Consider the following 25157-nt stretch of genomic DNA (forward strand, 5'->3'; position numbering starts at 1 on the left):
TATAACCTCAATTTTCACCAGAGCGGCCCGCGACCAGGTCCTGAACCGGTGATATTTTCGATATGCCGGCTGTTTTCCGGCGGACTAAACAGACCGGGAGCCCACTGGGCTCCCGGTCTGGATTCTTTTCACTAAATCAGGTGGTTAGCTGATCAGGCGTTCTCAAACATCGCGCTGATGGACTCTTCGTTGCTGACGCGACGAATGGATTCCGCAAGCAGTCCAGCCATAGTGAGGATGCGGATCTTATCACAATTACGCGCTTTGTCACCCAGTGGGATGGTGTCGCAGACAACCAGTTCGTCCAATTCGGAGGCGTTGAGGTTGTCAACAGCCGGGCCTGAAAGGACGGGGTGGGTGATGTAGGCGACCACGCTGGCGGCACCATGCTCCTTAAGAGCGTTGGCGGCTTTGCAAAGCGTGCCGGCGGTGTCGATGATGTCGTCCACCAGGATACAGGTCTTGTCCTTTACATCACCGATGATGTGCATGACCTGCGACACGTTGGCCTTGGGACGGCGCTTGTCGATGATGGCGAGGTCGGCATCGTCCAGTCGCTTGGCAACGGCACGGGCACGAACAACGCCGCCAACGTCAGGAGATACCACTACGAAGTTCTCAAAGCGCTGCTTCTCGATATCCTCAAGCATGACCGGGGTGGCGTAGATATTGTCCACCGGAATGTCGAAGAAGCCCTGGATCTGGTCGGCGTGGAGGTCAACGGTCAGGACCCTGTCAACGCCGATGCTGGAAATCATATCTGCAACCACTTTGGCACTAATGGCAACACGGGTGGAGCGAACACGGCGATCCTGGCGGGCATAGCCATAGTAGGGGATAACCGCGGTAACCCGGGTGGCAGATGCACGGCGCAGTGCGTCGGCCATCACGATCAGTTCCATCAGGTTATCGTTGGTGGGGTTGCAGGTGGGCTGAATGATGAAGACATCATGCCCGCGAACATTTTCGTTGATTTCAACGGTGGTTTCACCATCGCTGAAGGTTCCAACGGTGGCCTGGCCCATGGGAATGTGAAGTTTCTGGGCGATGGCCTTGGCAAGCTCCGGGTTGGCGTTGCCAGTAAAAATCATCAGTTTGGACACGACGGCATCCTTCTCGGTATCGGCGTTTGATTCAGAAGAAGCGGGAGAAAGGTGGCTGGGGTGGCAGGATTCGAACCTGCGCATGACGGGATCAAAACCCGTTGCCTTACCACTTGGCGACACCCCAGTATCGTGCTTTTTTGGCATCATTTCAGCTCTGTCAGCTTTTTGTGAAGTGGTGAAATGTTCACCCCTTGAGCTACGAACCCCGTGATGCCGGAGGGTTTGCTTTCCCAGATAATCCGGGCTGCGGATTCTGTCGGGAAACGTCCAAATATGCAAGCCCCGGTTCCGGTTAATCTTGCAGGTCCGAATTGTGCAAGCCACTCCAGGCTTTGATGAACCTCAGGATACAGTCTTCGAACTACATCCTCACAGTCGTTTCGGTACCTCGAGGCGTCTCCCTCAAAAGCGGGCGCTATTTTGATTCCGGGGCTATCCCTTGTCAACCCTTGCTCGGAAAAAATCTCTTTGGTGCTTATATCGCAAGGTGGTTTTATAACCAGAAACCAGTCTTCTGGTGGGTTGGCGTCGGTGAGTCGTTCGCCCACGCCTTCGCCCCAGGCTGCATGTCCGCGAACGAATACGGGCACATCGGCACCCAGGGACAGGCCCAGTTCAGCCAACTCGTCCAGGGAGCGGTTCAGGCCCCACAGGCGGTTCAGCCCCACCAGTGTGGTGGCGGCATTGGAGCTGCCACCGCCCAGGCCACCGCCCATGGGCAACTGCTTGTCGACTGCAATACTGACACCGGGAGTCGTATGACCTGCGGTTGCCGCCAGTTGTCGCGCAGCACGGACAATCAGGTTTTCCTCGTCGGGCACCCCGGGCAGGGGTTGCTCAAGGACGATTCTACCATCGGTGCGTGCGGTCAGGGTCAGGGTGTCGCCATAATTCAGAAACTGAAACAGGGTTTGCAGTTCATGGTAGCCATCCGGTCGACGCCCGAGAATATGCAGGAAGAGGTTCAGTTTTGCCGGGGAGGGCAGAACCAGGCTGTTCACCGGCTGTCTCCATCGGTCTGGTTCCAGCTGGTAACCACCACCCTCACGCGCTTCTCGCCCTTGACCGCCGTGATACGGGCGGGCAGATGAGGGTAGCCCTCTATGAATGCTTGCCAGCGGTCGTAGCGGATCTCCCAGCCCAGTTGGCGTATGACGGCCAGTTGACCCTTGTCGTCGAAGAACAGCCGGAAGTCCCCGTCAGGGCCGGGCAGGCCCCGTATCCACCAGGCCAGGCTGTCAATGGGGAGCAGCCAGCCGGTGGCGGCGTTGACCAGGGACTCCGGGTCGCCGGACTGGTAGCGCTCGCCGTTGGGAAGTGTGAGTTCGATGAACCCGGGAACGCCTTCAAGGGTAGTGCGGCCCATACCGAGGAACGATGATGACAGCGCCAGTTCGTACGTTTCCCGGTCCTGTTTCCAGTAGTTGATGACGGCGGTGCCGCTGTCCGAGGGCTGGCGAACGGCGAGTTTGCCGGTCAGTTCCCAGTGCTGAAGCTGGTCAAGTCGGGCACTGGTCTTGCGCCAGTCGGCCGGTGGCTGTTCAGTCAGGCCTTCGGGAAGTGGTTCAACTGTCAGTGAGCTACAGCCGCTCAGAACCAGGGCGGCGAACGTCAGCGCGATAACCGATAATTTCACAGGGACGGCTCCCCGGTCAGCCTTTCAACAGTTTCAGTCAGTATCGGGTGGTCCGGGTCCTGCTCGAAGCCTTCTCTCCAGATCGAGCGGGCCTGTTCCTGATTGCCGGTTTGCCAGAGCGCTTCGCCGTAATGAGCGGCTACTTCCGGGTCAGCGTAGGCCTCCCAGGCACGTGACAGATAGCTCAGTGACTCGTCGGTGTTGCCCTGCAGATACAGTACCCAGCCCATGCTATCGAGTATGGCAGGGTTCTCCGGATCGATGGCCAGGGCTCTCTCAATATAGTCCCTGGCTTCATCGAGTCGGTCCGTGCGGGTGGTAAGGATATAACCCAGCGCGTTGAGTGCCACGGCGTTGTCGGGCTGTTCCTCGATGATTGTTCTCAGATCGGCTTCGGCCTGCTCTGGCTTATCCATGGAGTCGAGCAGCATGGCACGGGCGTAGCGAATGCGGACATTGCCAGGGAAGGATTCCAGGGCTTCATTGGCCGCCTGAAGGGCTCGCTCGTCATGATCCCGATCCAGCAGGAGATTGATTTCCAGCAGGCGGAAATTCTCGTCCTGGTCGGGGTTGTTCTTGCGGATCTCGCGAATGTCGGCCAGGGCCTCGTCCAGCTCTCCCTGTTCCGCCATCAGTTCGCTGGCACGGGCCAGGGCCGGGAAAAAGTAATTACCTTTCTCGACATTCCTGTAGTAGCCGATGGCCTGCTCGTTTTCGTTTTCCTCGTCGGCAATCCGGCCCAGGTAGTAGTGAGCCTCATCGCTGTGGTGGCCTTGTTCGATCAGGCGTGTCAGTTCCTCCTCGGCCAGCGCGATCTGATCGTTTTCAAGCGCGACCAGGGCGTAGGAGAGCCGCAGGCCGGGAACGTCGGGGAAGCGGTTAACCAGCCGGCGGAATTCGTTCTGGGCGGTTTGCAGCTCACCTTCGCCGATCAGCATGCGGCCGTAGAGGGTTCCCATCTGGCGATTATCGGGGAATTGTCGTGTATTCGCCCTCAGGTGATCCAGGGCCTGCTGTTTCTGGTTGGTCTGGTAGAGCAGGTCGCCCTTGAGTATCAGTGCTGGCTGGAAATCCGGCTTGCTGTCCAGAAGGGGTTCCAGTTTGGCGAGGGCTTGCTGGGGCTCGCCCGTCACCTTCAGTAGAAGGGCAATGCTGTATTGCAGTTCCGGGTTGTCAGGGTGGCGCTGCTCCAGTTGCTGGTATAAGTCGAGCAGTTCCTGCTGTTGTTCCGGCGGCAGGTTTCCGGCCATCGCGGCAAGGCTGTCAAAATCCGCGTCGCCGCCCAGATCCATGATCTTTTCCATGTGGCCCAGGGCGGTCTCCAGTTCGTTCTTCTTCACGGCCTGGATGGCGGAGATGCGATGTGCCTGCATGTTGTTCGGGGCTACCTCCAGCCACAGCGCCGCCAGTTTCTGCTGCGCGTTATCGGCGTTCAGTGACTGGGCAATGCGCATGGTCCGCTCAATCACGCCCAGATCGCGGGATTGCTGTGCCGCCTTCATGTAATTGACAAGGGTGACGTCGAATCGGCCCCGTTGGGCGGCTATCTCGCCGGAAAGCAGCAGGTACAGTTCTTCCGGTTCGAAATCGGCGTAACGGATGTCCGCTGACGGTTCCGCGGATGATGCAGTGGCGTCATCAGGCGACGAGGTGGATTGCGATTCCTGGTTGTCCTGGAGAAAAGCGCAGCCGGACAGGGAAAGCCCAAGCAGGCAAGTACCAAGCAGTAATGCAGACTTATGCATGCAACATCCCATGATCTGTGTACGATGCACCTGATCGGCCGGAGAAGGGTCTGGCGGCGGTCTCAGATGTGGCGTAGTGCGACAAGGCTCTATGATGGCACAAGCGCTTGATATTGCCCAACCTGTCAGCAGTTGCCGATATCACGATGGTTATGGGTGGCGACACTGGCTCCCGATCGTTAAAATGGCGGTATCGAACCGTCGTCAAAGATAAGGCAGTCTAACCCCGATATGGCACTGGTCACCCTCGGAATCAATCATCGCACCGCACCGGTAGAGTTGCGTGAGCGCGTCGCGTTCACGCCCGAGCGTATGGCCGAGGCGTTTGCCGAACTGCGTGCCACTTCCGGCGCCAGCGAGGCGGCGATCCTGTCTACCTGCAACCGCACCGAACTGTATCTGGCCGGAGATGACGACTGTGCCCCGGCGGTATTGCGGTGGTTGGCGGGGTTTCATGACATGGAGGCGGCAGACCTGGAAGACGTGCTCTACGTACATCGGGACTCAGACGCCGTGCGCCACATCATGCGGGTTGCGTCGGGGCTGGACTCCATGGTGCTTGGAGAGCCGCAAATTCTCGGCCAGCTCAAGGACGCCTATGCCCTCGCTCGCGAGCATGAAGCGAGCGGTGCGTTCCTGTCCCGTCTGTTCGAACATACGTTCTCCGTTGCCAAGCGGGTGCGCACGCAGACTGCTATTGGCGAAAACCCGGTGTCGGTGGCCTACGCTGCAGTCAGCATGGCGCACCACATCTTTGCGGATATGTCCCGCAATCGAGCCTTGCTGATTGGCGCCGGCAAAACCATTGAACTGGTCGCGAGGCATCTGGCCGACGCTGGCGTGAAAAACTTCCTGGTCGCCAATCGTACCCTGGAACGTGCCCAGGCGCTGGCGGACTCCCGTGGCGGGCAGGGCATTATGCTCTCCGACATTCCAGAACACCTGGCGAATGTGGACATCATCATTTCTTCCACTGCCAGCCCGTTGCCTATCCTTGGCAAGGGCGCCGTGGAGCGTGCGCTTAAAAAGCGCAAGCATCGTCCCTATTTCATGGTGGATATCGCCGTTCCCAGGGATATCGAACCCGAGGTGGGTTCCCTGGCTGATGTCTATCTCTATACCGTTGACGACTTGCGGCAGGTTATCGAGGAGAACGTTCGTTCCCGAGAGGGCGCCGCGCGGGAAGCCGAGAACATGGTTGCTGATGGCGTACAGCAGTTCCTGAGCCAGCTACGGGCCCTGGATGCTGTCTCCACCCTCAAGCAGTTCCGTCAGCGGGCCGAAGCCCTGAGAGACGGGGAGACCGAAAAGGCCATTCGCGCCCTGCGTAATGGCGCAGACCCCGAAACCGTGATGCGAAGCATGGCCCGGGGGTTGACCAACAAATTACTGCACGAGCCGTCCATCCAGGTCCGCAAGGCCACCACGGAGGGCAGAACCGAAGTCACTCAATGGCTCAGAGAGCTGCATCAGCTTGATGTGCTGGATGCCGACGCGCCCATCACCCCGGAAAAACTATGAAGTCATCGATTCAGTCCCGCCTCGAGCAGCTTGTTGACCGCTTCGAGGAAGTCAGCGCGTTGCTGAGCGATCAGGGTACTATTGCCAACCAGGATAAATTCCGCGATCTGTCCCGGGAATTTGCCGAGATTGAACCCATTGTTCACTGCTTCCAGGCATGGCAGAAATCCCGTGACGATGTTAAGGAAGCCACTGAACTGGCCCGCGACGGTGACGCCGACATGCGAGCCATGGCGGAAGAGGAGTTGGGCCTGGCGGAACAGAAGAGCGAGGAACTGGACGAAGAGCTCCAGCGCCTGATGCTGCCCAAGGACCCCAACGATGGCAAGAACGTATTCCTGGAGGTTCGTGCCGGCACCGGGGGCGATGAGGCGGCGATTTTTGCCGGTGACCTGTTCAAGATGTACATGCGTTATGCCGAACGCCAGCGCTGGCAGGTTGAGGTTATCAGCGCCAACGATGGTGAGCACGGCGGTTACAAGGAAATCATTGCCCGCATTGCTGGTAGTGCGGTCTATGGGGCACTGAAGTTTGAATCCGGTGCCCATCGGGTACAGCGGGTGCCGGAGACCGAATCCCAGGGCCGAATTCACACCTCCGCCTGCACGGTAGCGGTGATGCCGGAGGCGGATGAAACCGAGGCCGTTCAAATCAACAAATCCGACCTGCGGGTGGATACCTTCCGAGCTTCTGGCGCCGGCGGTCAGCACGTCAACAAGACTGATTCGGCGATTCGTATTACCCATATTCCCACGGGCATTGTGGTGGAGTGTCAGGAAGAACGCTCCCAGCACAAGAATCGGGCCAAAGCGATGAGTTTCCTGGCATCGCGCCTCCAGAATGAGGAAATTGAACGCCAGCAGAAAACCATGGCGGCCACCCGCAAGAGCCTGGTGGGCAGTGGCGACCGCTCAGAGCGAATCCGCACCTATAACTTCCCCCAGGGGCGGGTGACCGACCACCGCATCAACCTGACGCTGTACAAGCTGGATGAGGTTATTTCCGGCGATCTTGATGCCGTCATCATGCCTTTGCAGCAGGAACACCAGGCCGACCTGTTGGCCTCCCTGGCTGATGATTGACAAACCCCTGGCCTGTGAGGCGTTGCTGACAGAAGCTGCCGGGCTTATTGGCGGTGATTCTCCGCGCCTCGATGCTGAGCTACTGCTGGGTTATGTGACGGGTTGGTCCCGAACCACTTTCCGGGCCTGGCCCGAGCGTGAGGTGGACGTGGCCCTGGTTGCCCGCTTCAGAACCCTTGTGGAACGACGCTGTGAAGGCCACCCGATTGCACACCTGCTGGGCGAACAGGAATTCTGGTCACTCCCGCTGAAGGTCAATCCATCCACACTGATTCCCCGCCCGGATACTGAATGCCTGGTGGAGGCAGCGCTGGCGCTGGATTTACCGAGAAATGCCAATGTGCTGGATCTTGGTACCGGCACGGGTGCCATCGCACTGGCTCTGGCCAGCGAGCAACCCGGCTGGCGGGTTTCCGCCTGCGACGCCGTCCGGGAAGCAGTAGACCTGGCGACCGACAACGCCGACCAGTTGGGCCTGCCGGTGACGGTGCGACAAAGTAACTGGTTCGAGGATTTACCATCAGTTGCTTTTGATCTCATCGTTTCCAATCCACCGTACATCTCAGGGAATGATGTCCACCTGGGAGAGGGCGATGTGCGCTTCGAGCCGGCGTCGGCCCTGGTGGCCGGCGATGACGGCCTTGACGATATCCGGCGGATAACCGCCGAAGCCCCCGCTTGGCTCTCGCTTGAGGGCTGGTTGATACTGGAACACGGCTATGAACAGGGAGCGGCTGTGCGGCAGCTTTTTACCGATGCGGGATTGACCTGTGTGGAAACCCGCCAGGACTACGGCCGGCGTGACCGCTTCACCCTTGGGAGAAAACAAGATGCTGAACGATGAGGAACTGCTGCGCTACAGTCGCCAGATCCTGATGCCCCGGTTTGATATCGCAGGCCAGGCCAAGCTCAAGTCCGCGAGAGTGCTGGTGGTCGGTGCTGGCGGTTTGGGTTGCCCAGTAGCGCTCTACCTCGGGGCCGCCGGGATTGGCCACATGACGCTGGTCGACGACGACCAGATCGAGATCGCCAATCTGCAGCGCCAGATCGCATTCGAACAGTCCGACCTGGGTGAATCCAAAGCCGAACATCTGGCTGACCGCGTTAGGCGCATAAACCCCGATGTGTCGGTGACAACCCTTACTGAACGCCTGGAAGGCGATGAACTTCAGCGGCAGGTAAACTCGGCGACCCTGGTGGTCGACTGCACCGACAACTTCAATACCCGCTTCGCCCTCAACCGCGCGTGTGTTGCTGCCCGCGTCCCACTGGTATCTGGCGCAGCCATTCGTGGGGAAGGGCAACTGTCGGTTTATGACGTCCGCGATGACAGCAGTCCCTGTTACCACTGTCTTTACTCAGAACAGGGCAACGAAGACCTGACCTGTTCCGAAGCTGGTGTTATCGGCCCCCTCGTTGGCATGATCGGCGCTTCCCAGGCAATGGAAGCCGTGAAAGTCATCACCGGTGTCGGCAAACCGTTGATTGGGCGCCTGCTCATTCTTGACGTCTGGCAAATGGAGTGGCGGGAAATGAAACTCGCCAGAGACCCAGAATGTCCAGTCTGCAAAAGCAGAGAGTCAGCATAAGGCGGGCTGGGGGAAGGCTCTGCCAAAACCGTGCGGAGCCATGGATGGCGGAGCCGAGCGTACATGGACGTATTCACAGCGTGTTTTGGCAGAGCCTTCCCCCAGCCGGCCGTTTCCTCCCAACGACGAAGCCGGCGCTTTAATTTTTCAGGGCCTGAAACTTTGAAATTGCCTCTTTCCTGCTTTCTTTCAGGTCAACGATAGGTCGTGGATACCCACCGGGAATCACACCACCGGCCCAGGGTTGGTGAATCCGTTTATTGTCCAGCTTTGCGATCTCGGGAACGTATTTGCGGATGAATTCGCCATCCGGATCAAACCGCTCACTCTGAGTGGCCGGATTGAATACCCGAAAATACGGCGCCGCATCGGTGCCGGTGGAGGCGCTCCACTGCCAGCCGCCGTTATTGGAGGCCAGGAAGCCGTCCACCAGTTTTGACATGAAATAGGCCTCACCCAGTCGCCAGTCGATGAACAGATTCTTGGTGAGGAACATCGCCGTGATCATGCGCAGCCGGTTGTGCATCCAGCCGGTCTGGTTCAGCTGGCGCATGGCGGCGTCGACAATGGGGATGCCGGTGTTGCCCGATTTCCAGGCTTCGAAGTTCTCGCCGGGTGTATTCCATTGCAGGGCCTCGGTCTCCGGTTTGAACGCCCGGTGCATACTAATCCTGGGGTAGTGGTAAAGGATATTGATGTAGAAATCCCGCCAGGCAATTTCATTGGTCCAGGTGGCCAGGCCTTCCTGGTTGCCTCCCATACCTTGCTGCTGGCGGGCGGCAATCAGGCACTGTTTGCCGGAAAGCACCCCGTTGGCCAGGTAAGGGGAGAGCAGGCTGGTACCATCTACGGAAGGCAGGTCGCGCAGATCCTTATAGTCCCCGCCGTGGTCGTCGAGGAACTGTTCCAGTTGCTGGTGGGCGGCGTCCTCGCCGGTTTCAACAAGCCGGGGTGGTGGATTATCGAAGCATTTTGGCAGGCCTTCATAATAAAGAGGCTTAACAGGCTCGCCGACGGGCTTGGGAACGGGAAAGAGGGTTGGCTGCGCCTCATCAATCCAGCTTCGCCACCGACGGGAAAACGGGGTGAACACGGAATAGGGCTCACCCTGTTGAGTAAGGATGGTGCCAACAGGCGCTACCGTCTGGTCCCGGTATTTATTCGCCGCTACGCCAATATCATCAAGGGTGTGTTTTACGGCCTTGTCGCGGCGCCTTTCGTTAACTCCGTATTCCTCATTGAAATGCACATGCCGGATACTCTCGCGCCGGCAGAATTTTTCCAGTTTTTCAACGCTATCGGCGAACGTGGTTGCGGTCATGAATGATAGGGGTATGCCTAATTTCGCCAGTTCTTCCGACAGCGCATTGGCGTGGTCCAGCACAAATTGAACCCGCGCCGGAGACCAATCATGCTCCTGCCACTGAGCCGGGGTTACGATAAAACAGGCCTGCACCGGTTGCTGTTGCTTGCAGGCTGCCGTAAGGGCAGCGTTGTCGGCAACGCGCAGGTCGTTTCGGAACCATACGAGCTGAGTCATTGAGCTTCCTGAGTTTGATGGCGGATCGACAGTTACGGATGGATATTCGCTGGAACGTGCTGATTGGATTATAGTTAATGGAAGAATTTATGGACAAAGGGCCGGAATGACGACGAGTCTGGACACACAGCGAACGATGCAGGATGGCCACTGGGCAACGCCTTACACATTGGAACCCGGGCAGACGCAATACCACGAACTCAGCCACACCCGAATCTGGATAACCCTGCTGGATCAGGAATGGCTGATCCGCTACCAGCGTATGCCCGAAGACGACAATCAGGAGCGTTGGCAGCAAAGGGTAACCCACACGCTACCCGATGCGGATCTGGAGGTTCATCGGTTCGTACGGCCGGATGATGGCAGTCAGGTTTGCTACCTGCCAGCGATGTCCAGCCTTGCTACGGTGATACGTCCCTATCAGCCGCTGACCATCCCCGCCGAGAGTGAGTGCACCATATACGTGGGCACCCTCCTGTGGATGCGAATCCAGGCTGGAAGCAAAGGCACGCACCTGATGGAACTGCCGCTGGCAGATCCGTCATTGACCTGGGTGGGAAGAACCACCATGGAAGGCGAACTGTGCTACTCCGCCGCCACGTTTGCGCGCCTGGTGCTCGAAGCTGTGCCCAAACGTCCCTGGCGGGCGATTACCCCGGTGCGGATCGTCAATGAACGACAGGAACCGCTGCTGCTGGAGCGGTTCAATCTGCCCACCCCGTTGCTGTCCCTGCATCGCAATGACAAGGGGCAGCTATGGACACCGCGTGTGACGGTGACCTGCGAAACCGATATGAACTCAGCACGCCTGAAGATTGACCAGTCGCTTATTGCTGCTGCCGGACAGTGCGAGCTTATTTCGCCGGCGCGGGAACAAACCTCCCGTGGCGGGTTGGTACGAGCCTACGACCGTATATTTGGCTGATATCATCGGCCAATTGTCGACATCGAATCCGTAAACGGAGTTACCTCCTTGATTGAGCAGTTTGAAAGCAGCCTGATGCAGTTTTTTGGTGCCATTGCCTGGGGCAAGTGGATCAGCACCCTGTTCCTGTTGATTCTTGGCATTGTGCTGGCTTCATTTGCGGCCCGTGGAGTTACCCGCTTCATGGAGGACCGTGCGTCACGGCACCACACGGTGATGTTGAGGCGGCTGGTTTTCTACATCGTGCTGGCCATATTCTTCGTCGCCGCCTTGCGTGAAGCCGGCTTCTCTCTCGACGTGGTGCTCGGTGCCGCCGGTATACTGACGGTTGCCATTGGTTTTGCCTCCCAGACGTCCGCCTCCAACATGATCAGCGGGCTGTTCCTGCTGGTGGAAAAACCCTTTGAAATCGGTAACTTTATTGAAGTGGAAAACACCATTGGCGAGGTGGTTTCCATTGATATGCTGAGTGTGAAGTTGCGCACGCCGGACAACCTGTATGTGCGTATTCCCAATGAAACCCTGATCAAGACCCGCGTGGTCAACCGCTCACGCTTTCCCATCCGTCGTATGGACCTGACGGTGGGCATTGCCTACGCCGAGGATGTGGAGCGGGTTGAAAAACTGCTTCTTGAGCTCGCGAGACAGAACAGTGCGAGTCTGGAAGAGCCGAAGGCATTTGTACTGGTCACCGGGTTTGGTCCATCCTCAGTGGACCTGCAGTTCTCGTTCTGGGTGCCCAGCAACAAAGTGTTGGAGGGTCGGAGCCAGATGATGGTGGCCATCAAGAAAACGCTTGATGAGGAGGGCGTTGAAATACCCTTCCCCCATACGAGCATTTATGCCGGAAGCCATTCCGAGCCCTTCCGGGTGGAGCTGCTTCGGCCGGAAACCACAACCAACAAGGGAGGCCCGGATGCCGACCAGAATGGATGATGCCTCAAAAGCCGGCCCGGTGCCGGACACAGACGGAAAGCTGGCATTGGGCTGGCGCGAGTGGGTTGCTTTGCCGGAGTTCGACATTTCCCGGATCAAGGCGAAAGTGGATACCGGTGCCCGCACCTCTTGTCTGCATACCTTCCGTACCGAACCCTACACAGAGAGCGGTCAGCGCCGGGTCCGCTTTTGGGTGCACCCGGTTCAGAACGATCTACATCATGTGGTGGAGTGCGATGCGGCGGTTCTGGATGAGCGCAACGTCTCGGACTCCGGTGGTCATAAAGAACTGCGCCTGGTGATCGAAACCCGGTTGGTGCTCGGGAACATCGAGTGGCCCATCGAAATGACATTGACCAATCGTGACTCCATGCGTTTCCGTATGCTGCTTGGTCGAACGGCAATGGCCAGGCGCGCCATTGTTCTTCCTGAATGTTCCTATCTTGCCGGCGAGCCGGCCCTAAGGACGAAAACATGAAAATTGCGATTCTGTCGCGTAACCGTCATCTCTACTCAACACGTCGTCTGGTGGAGGAAGGGATCAATCGGGGCCACGAAGTGAAGGTGATCGATTGCCTGCACTGCTCCATGAACATCACGTCCGCGGACCCTCGCATTCACTACCACGAGGAAGTCCTGGAAGATTTCGATGTGGTGATCCCCCGTATTGGCGCGTCGGTGACCTTCTACGGGACGGCCGTGTTGCGGCAGTTCGAGATGATGGGCGTTTTCCCCGTCAATGAGTCCGTGGCCATTACCCGCTCTCGGGACAAGCTGCGTTCATTGCAGTTGCTGGCCCGAAAGGGCGTTGGCATGCCGGTGACCGGCTTCGCCAACAAGCCGGACAACGTGCCGGAACTGCTGCAGATGGTGGGCGGTGCTCCCGTCGTTATTAAACTGCTGCAGGGCACCCAGGGCATTGGCGTGGTGCTGGCCGAAACCCGCAAAGCGGCGGAAAGTGTCATTGAGGCTTTCATGGGCCTGAAAGCGGACATCCTCGTGCAGGAATTCATCAAGGAAGCCGGTGGCGCTGATATCCGCTGTTTCGTGATTGGTGACAAGGTGATTGCGGCGATGAAACGTCAGGGTGGGGAAGGAGAGTTCCGTTCCAACCTGCACCGGGGCGGTACTGCCTCTCTGGTGAGGATCACCCCCGAAGAGCGCAAAACGGCGATCACGGCGGCAAAATCCATGGGCCTGAACGTGGCCGGTGTGGACCTGCTGCGTTCCAGCCGTGGGCCCCTGGTTATGGAAGTGAACTCCTCACCGGGCCTGGAAGGTATTGAAAATGCCACCAGCAAGAACGTGGCCGGCATGATCATCAACTGGACCGAGAAGAACCAGAAGCCCTGGAAAACCCGCACCAAGGGGAGAGGCTGATATGGCTGCTCGGGCGCCGTTTGTTATCGCCGGTCACGAGGTCAAGGCCGGCACTCGACAGACTGTTGAGATTCCGGTTGCCAAACTATATACCCACACGCCACTGCATATTCCCGTTGAAGTGGTTCATGGGCGTCGAAGCGGGCCGGTACTGATGGTTTGCGGAGCGATACACGGGGATGAAATCAACGGTGTCGAGATTGTGCGCAGGGTGCTGACCAACTCCGCCCTGCGGCATTTGCGGGGGACGTTAGTGGCGGTTCCCATCGTGAATATTTTCGGGTTTGTCCAGCGCACCCGTTACCTTCCGGACCGCCGGGATTTGAACCGTTGCTTCCCGGGCAGCGAAACCGGCTCCCTCGGTGGTCGCATTGCCTACCTGTTGCGCACGCAGATCATGGAGAATGTCTCCCACATTATTGACCTGCATACGGGCGCCATACACCGGTTCAATTTGCCGCAGATTCGCGCGGAGCTCAAAAACCCGGAAACCATCCGTATGGCTGAGGCCTTTGGTGCGCCCATTATCATCAACGCCAGCCTGCGGGAGGGCAGCCTTCGCGCCTACGCTGATTCCCAGGATATTCCGGTAGTCACCTTCGAGGGCGGGGAGGCCCTGCGATTTGACGATGTGGTGATTTCCAGCGGCGTGAAAGGGGTCATCCGGGTGATGCGGGAACTGGAGATGATTCCCGCCAAGAAAGGCCCCAAGGCCCCCAGGAAACGCTCGGAAACGGCGGCAAACTCGCAGTGGGTGCGAACGGACACCGATGGCATCATGCGCCCGGTTGCCAGTCTTGGCCAGAAAGTCCGTAAAGGTCAGAGACTGGCCATGGTAGCCGACCCGTTCGGCGAGTCGGAAACCGCCGTGACATCACCCTGTTCCGGCATTGTTATTTGTGTGAATAACCTGCCGCTGGTAAACGAGGGCGAGGCGATCTACCACATTGCCCGATTTGACGAACTCAGCGAGGCGGAGAAGGCGATGGACTATTTCCGCAGCAGCTATGAAGGAGATGTGGGCGACGACGTGGTGCCCGTCCATCCCTGGGACGACCGGCAGAAATAGAAACGAGGTTGGACATGATCTGGGATCAGACCTTTATCGAACTGAAGCCCCAATCCAGGGGCTTTCACCTGGTAACCAATGAAATCCTGGCCCAGGCGCCGGCCCTGCAGAACTGCCAGGTGGGGCTTTTACACCTGTTTATCCAACACACGTCCGCCTCCCTGGCCATTAACGAGAACGCCGACCCGGACGTGCGCGGCGATCTGGAGCGCCATTTCAATGTGATGGTGCCCGAGAATGCGCCCCACTATGAGCACACCATGGAAGGCCCGGACGACATGCCGGCTCATATTAAGAGTATTCTGGTAGGCCCTTCGCTCACTGTTCCCGTGAACGACGGACATCTTGCCCTGGGCACCTGGCAGGGGATCTATCTTTGTGAACATCGGAATCGGGCCAGCGGTAGACGGGTCGTAGCAACTTTGCAGGGACGGTGGTAAGCGCTTGCTGCCACATAAGAAAGTGGCTGGGTGTTCGCCCTTGTAAACCATGCATCACGGGCGTCTTTCTCTGTAGGCACCCCGAACGGGAACTCAAAGTATGCAAATACTCGACTCTGAAGTCGTCGCCGAAAACCTGCCCTGGAATGGGCTTGTCGACCAGTTGGAACGTGTTTTCGCTGGCGGCATCGTAACACCACCTCGCCACCATCATGCCGTTGAGCGTCAGGACGGGGAGGCTACGATGCTGCTGATGCCGGCGTGGGAAGATCAGGGTAAACAGCCGGGCTATCTTGGGGTGAAGATGGTGAACGTTTTCCCCCAGAATGCGAATCGCGGCATGCCCGCGATCAGCGGCGTTTACCTGCTGAGCGATGGCGCCACGGGCCAGCCCCTGGCCTGTATTGATGGTAGTGAGCTGACCCGTCGGCGCACTGCCGCGGCCTCCGCCCTGGCAGCCCGCTACCTGGCCCGCGAAGATGCCGAGACCCTGGTTGTCGTGGGCACTGGCAAGCTGGCGCCAATGTTGATTGAAGCCCATGCGTCGGTGCGGCCGATTCGCCGGGTCGTGGTGTATGGTCGCAACCTGAGCAAAGCTGAGGATCTGGCCCGGTCGTACTCGGGTTACCGTAAAGGGCAGGCGGCATTTGAGTCCGTTACCGCTACCGACAACCTGGCCTCGGTGGTTCCAGAGGCGGACATCGTCAGTGCGGCGACGCTCTCAACCCAGCCCATGATTCAGGGTGAATGGTTGAAACCCGGAACGCATCTGGATCTGGTTGGGGCATTCCGAAAGAATATGCGGGAGACCGACAGCGAATGCGTTGCTCGTTCTGATGTCTTTGTTGACTCCTATGCCGGCGCTAAAGGCGAAGCGGGAGATCTGCACTTTGCTGTGAACGATGGCGTTTTTGCCATGGACAAGATTCAGGCGGAGTTGTCTGAACTGGCAAGTGGTACCCATGCTGGCCGCAACGGTGATGATGCCATTACCCTGTTCAAATCCGTGGGTGTTTCGCTGGAAGATCTGGCTGCGGCGATTCTGGTTTGGGAGAACTACTCGAGTTCCAGTAAACAGGGTAAAGCCTGATCACACGGTTTTTGTCCTGCAAAATGGGTGGATCTCCACCCATTACCCTCCTGGAAATGGGTGGAATGTTACCCGCCACTGCTTGATCTGCCCCGGCTTTATTTATGAAATATCCATAATATCAATTAGTTGCAGTATCTGGCCTGCTAGTTGCTGTTGTTCGTTGCTGTAAGTGTCCAACCGGAACCTGCTGGGCTCCGTTCTAGCACCCAACAAACACAACGAAACGGGAGCATTCTCTATGAAAACCCAATCCGTCTTTGCCATGGCATTTGTCTCAACGTTTGCCGCCACCAGTCCCGCCATTGCTCAGGACCGGTCTGATTGGCCGGATAACTTCACGGTCGGTACCGCAAGTCAGGGGGGAACCTACTTTGCGTATGGGTCCGGATGGGCAAACTTTGTCGCCGAGAACCTGGGCGTATCCGGTGGTGCTGAAATTACCGGTGGCCCGATGCAGAATATGGCGCTGGTTCATACTGGCGATCTGAAGTTCGGGCTGACCACCATGGGGCCGGCGCAGGAGTCCATCGACGGTAACAGCCCACTGGCACCGGGCATGAAAATGGACAATGTGTGCGCGATGTTTCCCATGTATGAAACGCCGTTTTCCGTCACCGCACTTTCCAGTTCCGGCATTACGTCTATCTCTGATATTCCCGATGGCGCCACCATCGGATTCGGGCCGGCCGGCTCCACATCCGACACCTATTTCCCCCGCATCATGGAAACCCTGGGCGTCAATTTTGAACGCCGCAACGGTAGCTGGTCTGACTTGGGCGGGCAGTTGCAGGATGGTCTGATTGACGTGGTGGCCTTTGCCGCAGGTATTCCTATCCCGGCCGTCAGCCAGTTGGAAGTGCAGACCGATGTGACCATCATCGGCATGACGGATGAAGAGGCCAAGAAGGTGACTGCGAATTTCCCGGTATCGGAATTCACCATTCCAGCCAGCACCTACCAGTCCCTGAATGAGCCGTCCCGCGTGGTCTCCATGTGGAACTTCGCCATGGTCAACTGCGACATGCCGGAGAGCTTTGTGTATGAAATTACCAAGCTGACCATGGAGAACAACGACAAGATGGTGTCCATCCACAAGGCCGCCAAAAACTCCATTCCGGAAAACTACACGAAGAACAAAGTCTTGCCCTGGCATCCTGGCGCAGCTCGTTGGTTCAACGAAAACGGCTACACGATCGAAGACAGCAAGATCAATCAGTAACCATCGTGTGCTCAGGAGGGTCGCGGTGGTGGCCCTCCTGAGCAAAGCCGGCGAACCGCCGGCCCCGTTTCCCCGTGAGCAGGGTCTATCATGACTGACAAGCAACACCCCGAAGAACACCCGGTGAACGACATTGGCGATGACCACGTCCTGGCCCACGATGTCGATGAAGAGCCGGTTGAGGCCAATCGCCGCCTGTTTGAAGGCGGTATGCTGAAATTCGTGACGTTACTGGCCATCGCCTACTCGTCGTTTCATCTTTACAGCTTGAACATTGCGCCGCTGGAAACCTGGTCTTTCCGGATTGTCCACATTGCGGGGGCCCTGGTGTTGGGCTTCATCCTGTTTGCCGGTGCCCGTTTTGTCTCCGCCGAAGACGGTCCCGCACGTCATCGCTGGACAACCTGGATCGGTGCCGTGGCTCTGGTGCCGGCCCTATACGCGCTGTACCAGACATTTTCATTCCACCAGATGATCCTGGATGGCACCCAGAGAGTTCCAGTTGACCTCGAAACCTGGCATTTCGGCTGGCCGCTGTTGGCCGCCAGTGCGATCGGTATCGTGATGAGCTGGTTTCACCAGCGCGAGCGCTCCCGCTTCAGTGTGCCGGATCTGGTGCTGATTGTGTGTTCGGTGGCGGTCGCTGCCTATTTTCTGGTGGTTTATAACACCTCCATGCGCATGTCCACGGGCACCTCGTTTGCGCCGGTCGGCATTTCATTCGCGGCCATTGCCGGCACAGCCCTGATCATGGAGCTGACTCGCCGGGTGGCAGGTCTGGCTCTGGTCATTATCGGGCTGGTCTTCCTGGTATATGTCTTCCTTGGGCCCTACCTGCCTGGCTTCCTGGGTTATCCTGGTTTATCGGTTCAGCGCTTCTTCAGTCAGGTGTATACCGACGCTGGTATCCTCGGCCCGACCACCGCCGTGTCGTCGACCTATATCATCCTGTTTATCGTCTTCGCCGCCTTCCTGCAGGCGTCAAAAGTGGGCGATTATTTCGTGAACTTCGCCTTCGCCGCGGCGGGTCGCACCCGGGGTGGCCCGGCCAAGGTGTCGATTTTTGCCTCCGGCCTGATGGGTATGATCAACGGAACCAGCGCCGGTAACGTAGTCTCCACCGGCTCCCTGACCATTCCGCTGATGAAAAAGGTGGGTTATAGCAAACGGTCGGCCGGTGCCGTGGAAGCAGCGGCCTCAACCGGTGGGCAGATCATGCCACCGATTATGGGGGCGGGCGCCTTCATCATGGCTGAGATTACCGGCATTCCTTATACCGAGATTGCCATTGCGGCGATCATCCCGGCCATCCTTTACTTCGCCTCGGTCTATTTCATGGTGGACTTTGAGGCGGCGAAGACCGGCATGCGTGGCATGCGCGAGGATGAGTTGCCCAAGCTCAAGACCATGTTGAAGCAGTGCTACCTGTTTGTGCCCATTATTATTCTGATTGTGGCGCTCTTCATGGGCTACTCAGTGATCCGGGCCGGTACGCTTGCCACCGTGTCTGCCGCAGTTGTCAGTTGGTTCTCGCCCAACAAAATGGGCATACGGAAGATCCTTGAGGCGCTGGAAATTGCGTCGTACATGGCCATCCAGATCATTGTGGTATGTGCGGCGGCCGGTGTGATTGTGGGCGTCATTTCCCTGACCGGTGTTGGAGCGCGGTTTTCCGTGTTGCTGCTGGACGTGGCCGAGGCCAGCCAATTGCTGGCGCTGATCTTCGCCATGTTCATCTCGATCCTGTTGGGTATGGGCATGCCAACCACAGCCGCATACGCAGTTGCCGCGTCGGTGGTCGCCCCGGGCCTGGTTCAGTTGGGCATCGAGCCGCTTACAGCACACTTCTTCGTGTTCTATTTTGCGGTGGTGTCAGCCATTACCCCGCCGGTTGCACTGGCCTCCTATGCGGCTGCCGGGATTTCGGGCGCCAATGCGATGGAGACCTCCGTGGCCTCGTTCCGAATTGGTATTGCAGCGTTCATCGTGCCATTCATGTTTTTCTACAACGGCGCCTTGCTGATGGATGCCGGCTGGTTTGATATCGCCCGCGCACTGATCACCGCTCTGTTCGGAGTGTATATGCTGTCCGGTGGTGTGCTGGGCTGGTTTGCACGGGCCTCCGCCGGTGTGATCACCCGTCTTCTGCTGATCGGTGCGGCGTTGCTGATGATCGAAGGCGGTTTATGGACAGACCTCAGCGGTATTGCTCTGGCGGTAGTTGCGTTCCTGGCGCAGCGTCAGAGCAAACTGCGTCCGGCGAGCACCTGAACAGCAGCGGCTGGAGTGTCCGGGCCAGGGCGGCCGAGTTGAAACTCGATTGCCCTGGCCTGGACAGGGCTATACTCTAGCGGCTTTCAACGGTTTTTCAGGAACCGGAGTGTATGTCCTACCGGATTATCGCGTTTCTTGTTTTTCTGGTGACTCTGGCCTTCTCATGGATGTTGGGTGGCTGGTATGGCTACCGGCAGGTTGAACAGGAGAGCGTGGAAGAGTCGTTTCGCTATCGCCAACTTGTGGCCAATGAGCTTAACCGGTATGTGCCCATCCCCGAGTTGATGGCCGAGCATCCGTTGTTGGCAGAAGCCCTGGCATCACCGGGTGACCCAGGTACACTTCTGCGGGCTAACGACCAGATGCAGCGAATGGCGACCATCGTCGGCAGTTCGGATGTCTATCTTATGGATGCCTCCGGAACCACTATTGCGGCTAACAACTATCTGCGCAGGGACAGCTTTGTGGGCCGCAACTTTGATTTCAGGCCCTATTTCCAGGACGCCATGGCGAGCGGGGATTCCGCCATCTATTTTGCCCTGGGCGTCACCTCCGATGTCCGCGGGCTGTATTTCTCCCATCCTGTCCGTGACGACAGCGGCGATATTCTGGGTGTTATCGCCATGAAAGTGCTGGTGCATGAACTGGAATCACAGTGGCGTCGCCCCGCCTCATTGAGGGATTCGGAAATGGTCGTGCTGGACGACGCTGGCATCAGTTTCCTGTCCAGCAAGAGCGAGTGGCTGTACCGGAACTTTACCGGTGACAGCGGCGGCGCTCCCAGTGAGCAGTCTCGACAGCGTTACCCTGACCGTGAGCTTTCGCCGATTGATTTCGACAGCCTGGGATCACCCTGGGGGCTTTCCGACAGGGCAGGGACCATGCGTATCCACAACGATGGAGAAAGCCGCGAATACCTCAGGGTGCTTACACCTCTGCCACGTCTGGACTGGACGCTTCAGGTGATGGTCAGTACCCGCACCGTGCTGTGGAGTCGGCTTGGGTTTGCGGCGGTGGGCGTGGCGATCTTCGTGGTCGGCTTGCTCGCCTCGCTGTATTTGCGGGAACGCTATCGGCGGGAGGCTGAACTGGCACACAGGGGAGAGCAGCTTGAGCGCAGCGTCGCCAGCAGAACGGCGGAGCTTGAGCGTTCCAACCAGCAACTTCTGGATGAAATCCGCGAGCGGGAGAAAACCCGTGATGAACTCCGGGAAACCCAGCATGAGTTGATCCAGGCAGCCAAGCTTGCCGTGCTTGGCCAGATGTCTGCGGGCCTGAACCATGAAATTAACCAGCCGCTCACGGCAATTCAGACCTATGCCCGCAACAGCCGTCGGTTCCTTGAGAAGGGCGCGACGGAGATGGTGGATGCCAATCTTTCAGAGATCATCACCCTGTGTGACAAAATGGCGGAGCTTACCCGTCAGTTCAAGGTGTTTGCCCGTAAATCGGAAGGGCCACCGGCACTGGTTGATTTGCGGCAATCGGTCGACGGTGCTCTAAAGATAATGGCGGCGCAGGAGAGCCGATCCGATATCTCCATTCAATGGCACCGCCCGGAACAACCGGTGCAGTGCCACGGAGACGTGATCCGGATCGAACAGGTTATGGTGAACCTGGTGGCGAACGCCATTCAGGCAGTCGAAAGCAGCGAGCGGCCGGAGATCACCATTGATGTGGAAGAAGATGACGGGCATTGGTATTGCCTTGTGCGGGATAACGGTTCCGGCCTGCCGGGCAGTACGGAGCGGATTTTCGAGCCTTTCTTTACCACCAAATCGGTGAAGCAGGGGCTGGGTCTGGGTCTTTCGATATCCCGGCAGATCGTGGACGCGCTGGGCGGGAGCCTGACGGGGCGTAACCGGAGCGACGGACCGGGCGCGGAGTTCGTATTAACACTCAGAAAGCGGGAGGCCACCGAATGACAGATGCGTCGGTAATTTTTGTGGACGATGACCCGCATATTCGCCAGGCCATCGCGCAAACCCTTACCCTGGAAGACCTTTCCATTGCGTGTTTCGAGGATGCGCGGTCTGGTCTTGAGAGCATCTCACAGGACTATGAGGGCGTCGTGCTATGTGACTACAACATGCCGGGAATGGATGGCCTGGAAATGCTCGACAGGATTCGCGCCATGGATGAAACCATCCCGGTGATCATCCTGACCGGGCAGGGCGATATCAGCACGGCCGTCACCGCGATGCAGCAGGGCGCCTATGATTTCATCGAAAAACCCTTTGATCACGACGAGCTCCTGGAGCTGCTTCGCCATGCATTGGAAAAGCGCCACCTCGCGCTGGAAAACCGGCGGCTGAAGGCTCAGCTGAAGCATCTGGCCCGGCCAGGCCCCCGAATCCTGGGGGATTCAGCCGGTATGCAGAAAGTGATGGCGACCATCGACCCGGTACTGGATATCTCCGCCAATATCCTGTTGCACGGTGAGACCGGTTCGGGGAAGGATGCCTTGGCCCGCTATATCCACGAGAACAGCCCCCGAAGCGCTCACAACTTCGTTGCTATCAACTGTGGTGCTGTGCCCGAGAATCTGATCGAGAGCGAGCTTTTCGGTCACGAAGCCGGTGCCTTTACCGGTGCGGAAAAACGCCGCATCGGAAAAATCGAGTACGCGCACAAGGGCACTCTGTTCCTGGATGAGCTGGAAAGCATGCCCATGGCCCTACAGGTAAAGCTGCTGAGGGTGCTCGAAGAACAGCGTGTGGAGCGCCTGGGCAGCAATCAGGTGCAGAATGTGGATGTTCGCATTATCGCCGCCACCAAGGCTGACTTGAAGCAGCTCAGCGACGAAGGCGAGTTCCGTGCTGATCTGTACTACCGGCTGAACGTGGTGAAGCTGGATATTCCGCCACTGCGCGAACGCAAGGACGACATCCCCGTTCTGTTTCACCATTTTGTGCTGATTGCGGCAGCCCGTTACGACCGGGAAAGCATCCCGCTGGATGCCAGCCAGGCCGCGCGTCTGATGCAGCATAGCTGGCCGGGGAATGTGCGGGAGTTAAGGAACCTGGCCGAGCGCTACGTTTTGCTGGGGCCAGCGGCGTTGGACGAAAACGATTCCTCCGTCACCGCCAATGTGTCCGGGCGCCAGACTTTGTCCGAGATGATGGACGACTTTGAACGTTCAGCCGTCGTCAGTGCGCTCAATGCCTGCCATGGCAGTATTAAGGACACCATGGTCCAGCTAGGCATTGCCCGCAAGACGCTGTACGACAAAATGAAGAAGTATGGGCTGGACAAGTCTCAGTTCCGGGATTGACCCTAAAGGCAGGGGTTCAGACGCGATACCGCCGTTCCGGTCGACCGACGCTGCCGTAGGTAACTTCCGCGGTTAACTCCCCCCGGCCAACGAGGAATTCCAGATAGCGTCGCGCCGTCGTTCGTGACGCGCCCATGGCCTGGCCGACTTCCTCGGCACTCCACTGGCCGGATGAAACCACCTCGCGAATTTTATCCAGAGTGATGCTATCGATGCCTTTGGGCAGTCTGTCTGTAGGCGCGGGCTGACTGGTTTCATTTGACCCTCTGGGCAGCAGGGCATCGACTTCTTTCTGGGCGATTTCCACCAGGCCAGACAGTTGCCGCAAGTGGTCGCGGTAACGGTTGACGGCTTCCTCAAGGCGTTCGAAAACCAGGGGCTTGAGAATGTAGTCGAAGACGCCACCGCGCAGGGCGCTCTTGAGCGGTTCCACTTCCTTGGCGGCGGTGATAAGAATAACGTCACTGCTGCTATCCCGCGCCCGGAGTTCCCGCAGCAGATCCAGACCATTGCCGTCGGGAAAATAGATATCCAGCAGGATCAGGTGTGGGGCCATAACGTCGATAAGGTCGCGTGCATCCCCCAGGCTGTGGGCAATGCCGCAAAGCTCCACATTCTCGAGTCGCTCAACAAACCGGCGCTGGATTTCGGCGATCTGCCGGTCGTCCTCAACAATCAGGATCCGAAGGGTATTCAATGACTGTCACTCCCCTGACTGGTTTTCGGAAGGTAAAGGGTAAATCGCGAGCCCACACCCGGTAGGTTCTCCACCGTGATGGAGCCGCCCCAGCGATTCAGGAACTGACGCACCAGGTGCAGGCCATAACCGTGTTCTTCAGCGCCCGCCTTGGTGGTTACGCCTTTCTCGAAGATCTTCTGTTGAGATTCTTCCGGGATACCGGGCCCCTGGTCTTCAACCTCAAAGATCAGTTCATGCCCCAAGTCTGTCATGGATAGCTGAACCCGTCCTCCTTCACCCGTTTGATGAAGGGTGGCCTCGAGGGCGTTGTCGATGAGGTTGCCGAGGACACTCACCAACTGATCCCGCGGCATGTCGGCGGGTATGTCCACCATGCGGCTTTCGGCATCGATCTGTAAGCCCAGCCCCATCTCCCGGGCGCGATTGTACTTGCCCATAAGGCAACCGGCGATAACCGGATCGGGGACGGCTTCCAGAAGCAGGTGAATCAGTGCCTGATGGTCGCTGACTTCGCTGCCGATCAGATTCAACGCGTCGTCATAGGCTTCAATCTGGATCAGGCCCGCGATGGTGTGGAGCTTATTCGAGTATTCGTGAGTCTGGCTTCGCAAGGTATCTGCGTATTGTTGTATGCGAGTCAGTTGCCGGCTGACCTGATCCACCTCGTCCTTCAGCCTGAAACTGGCCACAACACCGGTAATCTCAGCGCCCTGGCGAACAGGTAACCGGTTGACGATCATCTGTCGGTTTCTCAGCCAGACCTCGCGGTCGAAGTCCGGCGTGCCGGATTCTAGTACCGACAGCAGGTCGCTTTCGGGCAGAACATCGAGAATGGGACGGCCTGACAGCGGCGTGTCGGGGTCGATACCCAGGGTTTCCAGGGCGGTGCGGTTGAAGGTCGTGATCACACCGTCGCGGTTGATGGCGATGATGCCCTCCCGAACGGACTGCAAGGTGGCGTCCCGCTCCTGGAACAGGCGTGCGATTTCTTCAGGTTCCAGGCCGAAAATGGCGCGCTTGAAGCGCCCGGCGATCACCATCGCGATAAGTATGCTGACCAGCAGGGTAAGGCCAACCACGGTATACAGTACGAAGCTGTAGCGTTTGATGGTGGCATCCACCTGGTCAACTCCGTATCCCACGGAGACAATGCCGATGATCTCGCCAGTTTCTGGCTCGATCACCGGGGCCTTGCCACGCATGGATTCGCCGAGGCTGCCCGTGGCCCTTGCCACATAGGCCTTGCCATCAACCAGGGCACGCCGGCCCAGGTCACCGTCATCGTCGGCCATGGAGTGGCCAATGCGATCAGGGGAGGGGTGTGCCAGGCGTATGCCCTGGTGGTCACCAATGACGATGAACAAAGCTTCGTTAGTGCGGGTCAGTCGATTTGCCAGCCGGTTCAGCCCTTCAATATCACGCTCGCGTACACCCTCGATCACCGAGGGGGCTGCCGCGACGGTCTTCGACACCATGAGAGCCCGTTGTCCGATTTCATCAAACAGGGAGTCGCTGAGGTAATAGCCGGCGAACACGCCTATGAGGATCGTCTGCGCTGCGCTGACGAATCCGAGCGTGAGGATCATTCGGGTTTTCAGTTTGGTTTTTCGGAACACGTTGTCAGCAGT

General features: G+C 58.2%; 22 protein-coding genes and 1 tRNA gene. 15 read left to right on the top strand and 8 right to left on the bottom strand.

Features of this window, described 5'->3' with window-relative positions:
* Positions 1-152: 152 nt before the first annotated feature.
* The 5 genes from AAGD24_RS05755 to AAGD24_RS05775 form a co-directional block, all read right to left on the bottom strand.
* Positions 153-1103 carry a ribose-phosphate diphosphokinase gene (locus AAGD24_RS05755; RefSeq protein ID WP_036205696.1) on the bottom strand — a complete coding sequence of 317 codons (951 nt, stop codon included), beginning with the start codon at positions 1101-1103 and terminating at the stop codon, positions 153-155.
* Between the two features lie 52 nt (positions 1104-1155).
* A tRNA-Gln gene (locus AAGD24_RS05760) sits at positions 1156-1230 on the bottom strand.
* A gap of 19 nt (positions 1231-1249) precedes the next feature.
* Positions 1250-2107, bottom strand: coding sequence for a 4-(cytidine 5'-diphospho)-2-C-methyl-D-erythritol kinase (gene ispE / locus AAGD24_RS05765; RefSeq protein WP_379866823.1), 858 nt, complete (start codon positions 2105-2107; stop codon positions 1250-1252).
* The gene (gene lolB / locus AAGD24_RS05770) at positions 2104-2742 is read right to left on the bottom strand and encodes a lipoprotein insertase outer membrane protein LolB (protein WP_036204017.1); all 639 of its coding nucleotides are present in this window, start codon (positions 2740-2742) and stop codon (positions 2104-2106) included. Before lolB ends, ispE begins: the two co-directional genes overlap by 4 nt.
* Positions 2739-4487: a tetratricopeptide repeat protein gene (locus AAGD24_RS05775; protein WP_136633791.1), complete on the bottom strand. Its 1749-nt coding sequence runs from the start codon at positions 4485-4487 to the stop codon at positions 2739-2741. The genes lolB and AAGD24_RS05775 overlap by 4 nt, the downstream gene beginning before the upstream one ends.
* 231 nt (positions 4488-4718) lie before the next feature.
* On the opposite strand from AAGD24_RS05775, the gene hemA reads away from it, so the two are divergent.
* Genes hemA through AAGD24_RS05795 form a run of 4 tightly spaced genes read left to right on the top strand, consistent with a single transcriptional unit; the run spans position 4719 to position 8679 of the window.
* On the top strand, positions 4719-6008 hold the full coding sequence (hemA, locus tag AAGD24_RS05780) for a glutamyl-tRNA reductase (RefSeq protein ID WP_007155284.1): 1290 nt from the start codon (positions 4719-4721) through the stop codon (positions 6006-6008).
* Positions 6005-7090 (top strand): peptide chain release factor 1, encoded by a 1086-nt coding sequence (prfA, locus tag AAGD24_RS05785; protein ID WP_379866825.1) that lies wholly within the window; start codon positions 6005-6007, stop codon positions 7088-7090. Before hemA ends, prfA begins: the two co-directional genes overlap by 4 nt.
* Positions 7083-7934, top strand: coding sequence for a peptide chain release factor N(5)-glutamine methyltransferase (prmC, locus tag AAGD24_RS05790; RefSeq protein ID WP_085681511.1), 852 nt, complete (start codon positions 7083-7085; stop codon positions 7932-7934). The genes prfA and prmC overlap by 8 nt, the downstream gene beginning before the upstream one ends.
* The gene (locus AAGD24_RS05795; protein WP_228210456.1) at positions 7921-8679 is read left to right on the top strand and encodes a molybdopterin-synthase adenylyltransferase MoeB; all 759 of its coding nucleotides are present in this window, start codon (positions 7921-7923) and stop codon (positions 8677-8679) included. The genes prmC and AAGD24_RS05795 overlap by 14 nt, the downstream gene beginning before the upstream one ends.
* Positions 8680-8818: 139 nt before the next feature.
* Here the strand turns inward: AAGD24_RS05795 and phrB are convergent, their stop codons facing one another.
* Entirely contained in the window at positions 8819-10219 is a 1401-nt protein-coding gene (gene phrB / locus AAGD24_RS05800; RefSeq protein ID WP_379866827.1) for a deoxyribodipyrimidine photo-lyase, read from the bottom strand.
* A gap of 106 nt (positions 10220-10325) precedes the next feature.
* Between phrB and AAGD24_RS05805 the strand changes: the two genes are divergently transcribed.
* The 11 genes from AAGD24_RS05805 to AAGD24_RS05855 all read left to right on the top strand — a co-directional run bounded on the left by AAGD24_RS05805 (position 10326) and on the right by AAGD24_RS05855 (position 22829).
* Positions 10326-11144 (top strand): hypothetical protein, encoded by an 819-nt coding sequence (locus tag AAGD24_RS05805; protein WP_036204032.1) that lies wholly within the window; start codon positions 10326-10328, stop codon positions 11142-11144.
* Positions 11145-11219: 75 nt separating this feature from the next.
* Positions 11220-12080 (top strand): mechanosensitive ion channel family protein, encoded by an 861-nt coding sequence (locus AAGD24_RS05810; protein ID WP_041336562.1) that lies wholly within the window; start codon positions 11220-11222, stop codon positions 12078-12080.
* Complete coding sequence (locus AAGD24_RS05815) at positions 12073-12558, top strand: ATP-dependent zinc protease (protein ID WP_087148985.1); 486 nt, start codon at positions 12073-12075, stop codon at positions 12556-12558. Before AAGD24_RS05810 ends, AAGD24_RS05815 begins: the two co-directional genes overlap by 8 nt.
* The gene (rimK, locus tag AAGD24_RS05820; RefSeq protein WP_036204038.1) at positions 12555-13460 is read left to right on the top strand and encodes a 30S ribosomal protein S6--L-glutamate ligase; all 906 of its coding nucleotides are present in this window, start codon (positions 12555-12557) and stop codon (positions 13458-13460) included. The genes AAGD24_RS05815 and rimK overlap by 4 nt, the downstream gene beginning before the upstream one ends.
* A gap of 1 nt (position 13461) precedes the next feature.
* The gene (locus AAGD24_RS05825; RefSeq protein WP_036204041.1) at positions 13462-14529 is read left to right on the top strand and encodes a succinylglutamate desuccinylase/aspartoacylase family protein; all 1068 of its coding nucleotides are present in this window, start codon (positions 13462-13464) and stop codon (positions 14527-14529) included.
* 14 nt (positions 14530-14543) lie between these two features.
* Positions 14544-14969, top strand: coding sequence for a secondary thiamine-phosphate synthase enzyme YjbQ (locus tag AAGD24_RS05830; protein ID WP_379866829.1), 426 nt, complete (start codon positions 14544-14546; stop codon positions 14967-14969).
* A 100-nt stretch (positions 14970-15069) separates the two neighbouring features.
* Positions 15070-16059 (top strand): ornithine cyclodeaminase family protein, encoded by a 990-nt coding sequence (locus AAGD24_RS05835; RefSeq protein WP_379866831.1) that lies wholly within the window; start codon positions 15070-15072, stop codon positions 16057-16059.
* Positions 16060-16300: 241 nt separating this feature from the next.
* Positions 16301-17281, top strand: a complete 981-nt coding sequence (locus tag AAGD24_RS05840; protein WP_379866833.1) for a TAXI family TRAP transporter solute-binding subunit — start codon at positions 16301-16303, stop codon at positions 17279-17281.
* A 90-nt stretch (positions 17282-17371) separates the two neighbouring features.
* Positions 17372-19552 (top strand): TRAP transporter permease, encoded by a 2181-nt coding sequence (locus AAGD24_RS05845; RefSeq protein WP_379866835.1) that lies wholly within the window; start codon positions 17372-17374, stop codon positions 19550-19552.
* A gap of 113 nt (positions 19553-19665) precedes the next feature.
* Complete coding sequence (locus AAGD24_RS05850; RefSeq protein ID WP_379866836.1) at positions 19666-21480, top strand: ATP-binding protein; 1815 nt, start codon at positions 19666-19668, stop codon at positions 21478-21480.
* Positions 21477-22829 carry a sigma-54 dependent transcriptional regulator gene (locus AAGD24_RS05855; RefSeq protein WP_075195997.1) on the top strand — a complete coding sequence of 451 codons (1353 nt, stop codon included), beginning with the start codon at positions 21477-21479 and terminating at the stop codon, positions 22827-22829. Before AAGD24_RS05850 ends, AAGD24_RS05855 begins: the two co-directional genes overlap by 4 nt.
* A 16-nt stretch (positions 22830-22845) precedes the next feature.
* Here AAGD24_RS05855 and AAGD24_RS05860 read toward each other — a convergent pair whose 3' ends face one another.
* Together AAGD24_RS05860 and AAGD24_RS05865 are read right to left on the bottom strand one after the other, a co-directional pair.
* Positions 22846-23526, bottom strand: a complete 681-nt coding sequence (locus tag AAGD24_RS05860; RefSeq protein ID WP_136633619.1) for a response regulator — start codon at positions 23524-23526, stop codon at positions 22846-22848.
* Complete coding sequence (locus tag AAGD24_RS05865; RefSeq protein ID WP_051946591.1) at positions 23523-25115, bottom strand: sensor histidine kinase; 1593 nt, start codon at positions 25113-25115, stop codon at positions 23523-23525. The genes AAGD24_RS05860 and AAGD24_RS05865 overlap by 4 nt, the downstream gene beginning before the upstream one ends.
* Positions 25116-25157 lie beyond the last annotated feature (42 nt).

The sequence above is a fragment of the Marinobacter sp. M5B genome (genome assembly GCF_042604615.1).
In the GTDB taxonomy this organism is placed as follows: Bacteria; Pseudomonadota; Gammaproteobacteria; order Pseudomonadales; family Oleiphilaceae; genus Marinobacter; species Marinobacter salarius.

Excerpts from the sequence above, each read along its gene's own strand:
- AAGD24_RS05775 (WP_136633791.1), bottom strand. The coding sequence starts at position 4,487 with ATGCATAAGTCTGCATTACTGCTTGGTACTTGCCTGCTTGGGCTTTCC.
- hemA (WP_007155284.1), top strand. The coding sequence starts at position 4,719 with ATGGCACTGGTCACCCTCGGAATCAATCATCGCACCGCACCGGTAGAG.
- prfA (WP_379866825.1), top strand. The coding sequence starts at position 6,005 with ATGAAGTCATCGATTCAGTCCCGCCTCGAGCAGCTTGTTGACCGCTTC.
- prmC (WP_085681511.1), top strand. The coding sequence starts at position 7,083 with ATGATTGACAAACCCCTGGCCTGTGAGGCGTTGCTGACAGAAGCTGCC.
- AAGD24_RS05795 (WP_228210456.1), top strand. The coding sequence starts at position 7,921 with ATGCTGAACGATGAGGAACTGCTGCGCTACAGTCGCCAGATCCTGATG.
- phrB (WP_379866827.1), bottom strand. The coding sequence starts at position 10,219 with ATGACTCAGCTCGTATGGTTCCGAAACGACCTGCGCGTTGCCGACAAC.
- AAGD24_RS05805 (WP_036204032.1), top strand. The coding sequence starts at position 10,326 with ATGACGACGAGTCTGGACACACAGCGAACGATGCAGGATGGCCACTGG.
- AAGD24_RS05810 (WP_041336562.1), top strand. The coding sequence starts at position 11,220 with ATGCAGTTTTTTGGTGCCATTGCCTGGGGCAAGTGGATCAGCACCCTG.
- AAGD24_RS05815 (WP_087148985.1), top strand. The coding sequence starts at position 12,073 with ATGGATGATGCCTCAAAAGCCGGCCCGGTGCCGGACACAGACGGAAAG.
- rimK (WP_036204038.1), top strand. The coding sequence starts at position 12,555 with ATGAAAATTGCGATTCTGTCGCGTAACCGTCATCTCTACTCAACACGT.
- AAGD24_RS05825 (WP_036204041.1), top strand. The coding sequence starts at position 13,462 with ATGGCTGCTCGGGCGCCGTTTGTTATCGCCGGTCACGAGGTCAAGGCC.
- AAGD24_RS05830 (WP_379866829.1), top strand. The coding sequence starts at position 14,544 with ATGATCTGGGATCAGACCTTTATCGAACTGAAGCCCCAATCCAGGGGC.
- AAGD24_RS05835 (WP_379866831.1), top strand. The coding sequence starts at position 15,070 with ATGCAAATACTCGACTCTGAAGTCGTCGCCGAAAACCTGCCCTGGAAT.
- AAGD24_RS05840 (WP_379866833.1), top strand. The coding sequence starts at position 16,301 with ATGAAAACCCAATCCGTCTTTGCCATGGCATTTGTCTCAACGTTTGCC.
- AAGD24_RS05845 (WP_379866835.1), top strand. The coding sequence starts at position 17,372 with ATGACTGACAAGCAACACCCCGAAGAACACCCGGTGAACGACATTGGC.
- AAGD24_RS05850 (WP_379866836.1), top strand. The coding sequence starts at position 19,666 with ATGTCCTACCGGATTATCGCGTTTCTTGTTTTTCTGGTGACTCTGGCC.
- AAGD24_RS05855 (WP_075195997.1), top strand. The coding sequence starts at position 21,477 with ATGACAGATGCGTCGGTAATTTTTGTGGACGATGACCCGCATATTCGC.
- AAGD24_RS05865 (WP_051946591.1), bottom strand. The coding sequence starts at position 25,115 with ATGATCCTCACGCTCGGATTCGTCAGCGCAGCGCAGACGATCCTCATA.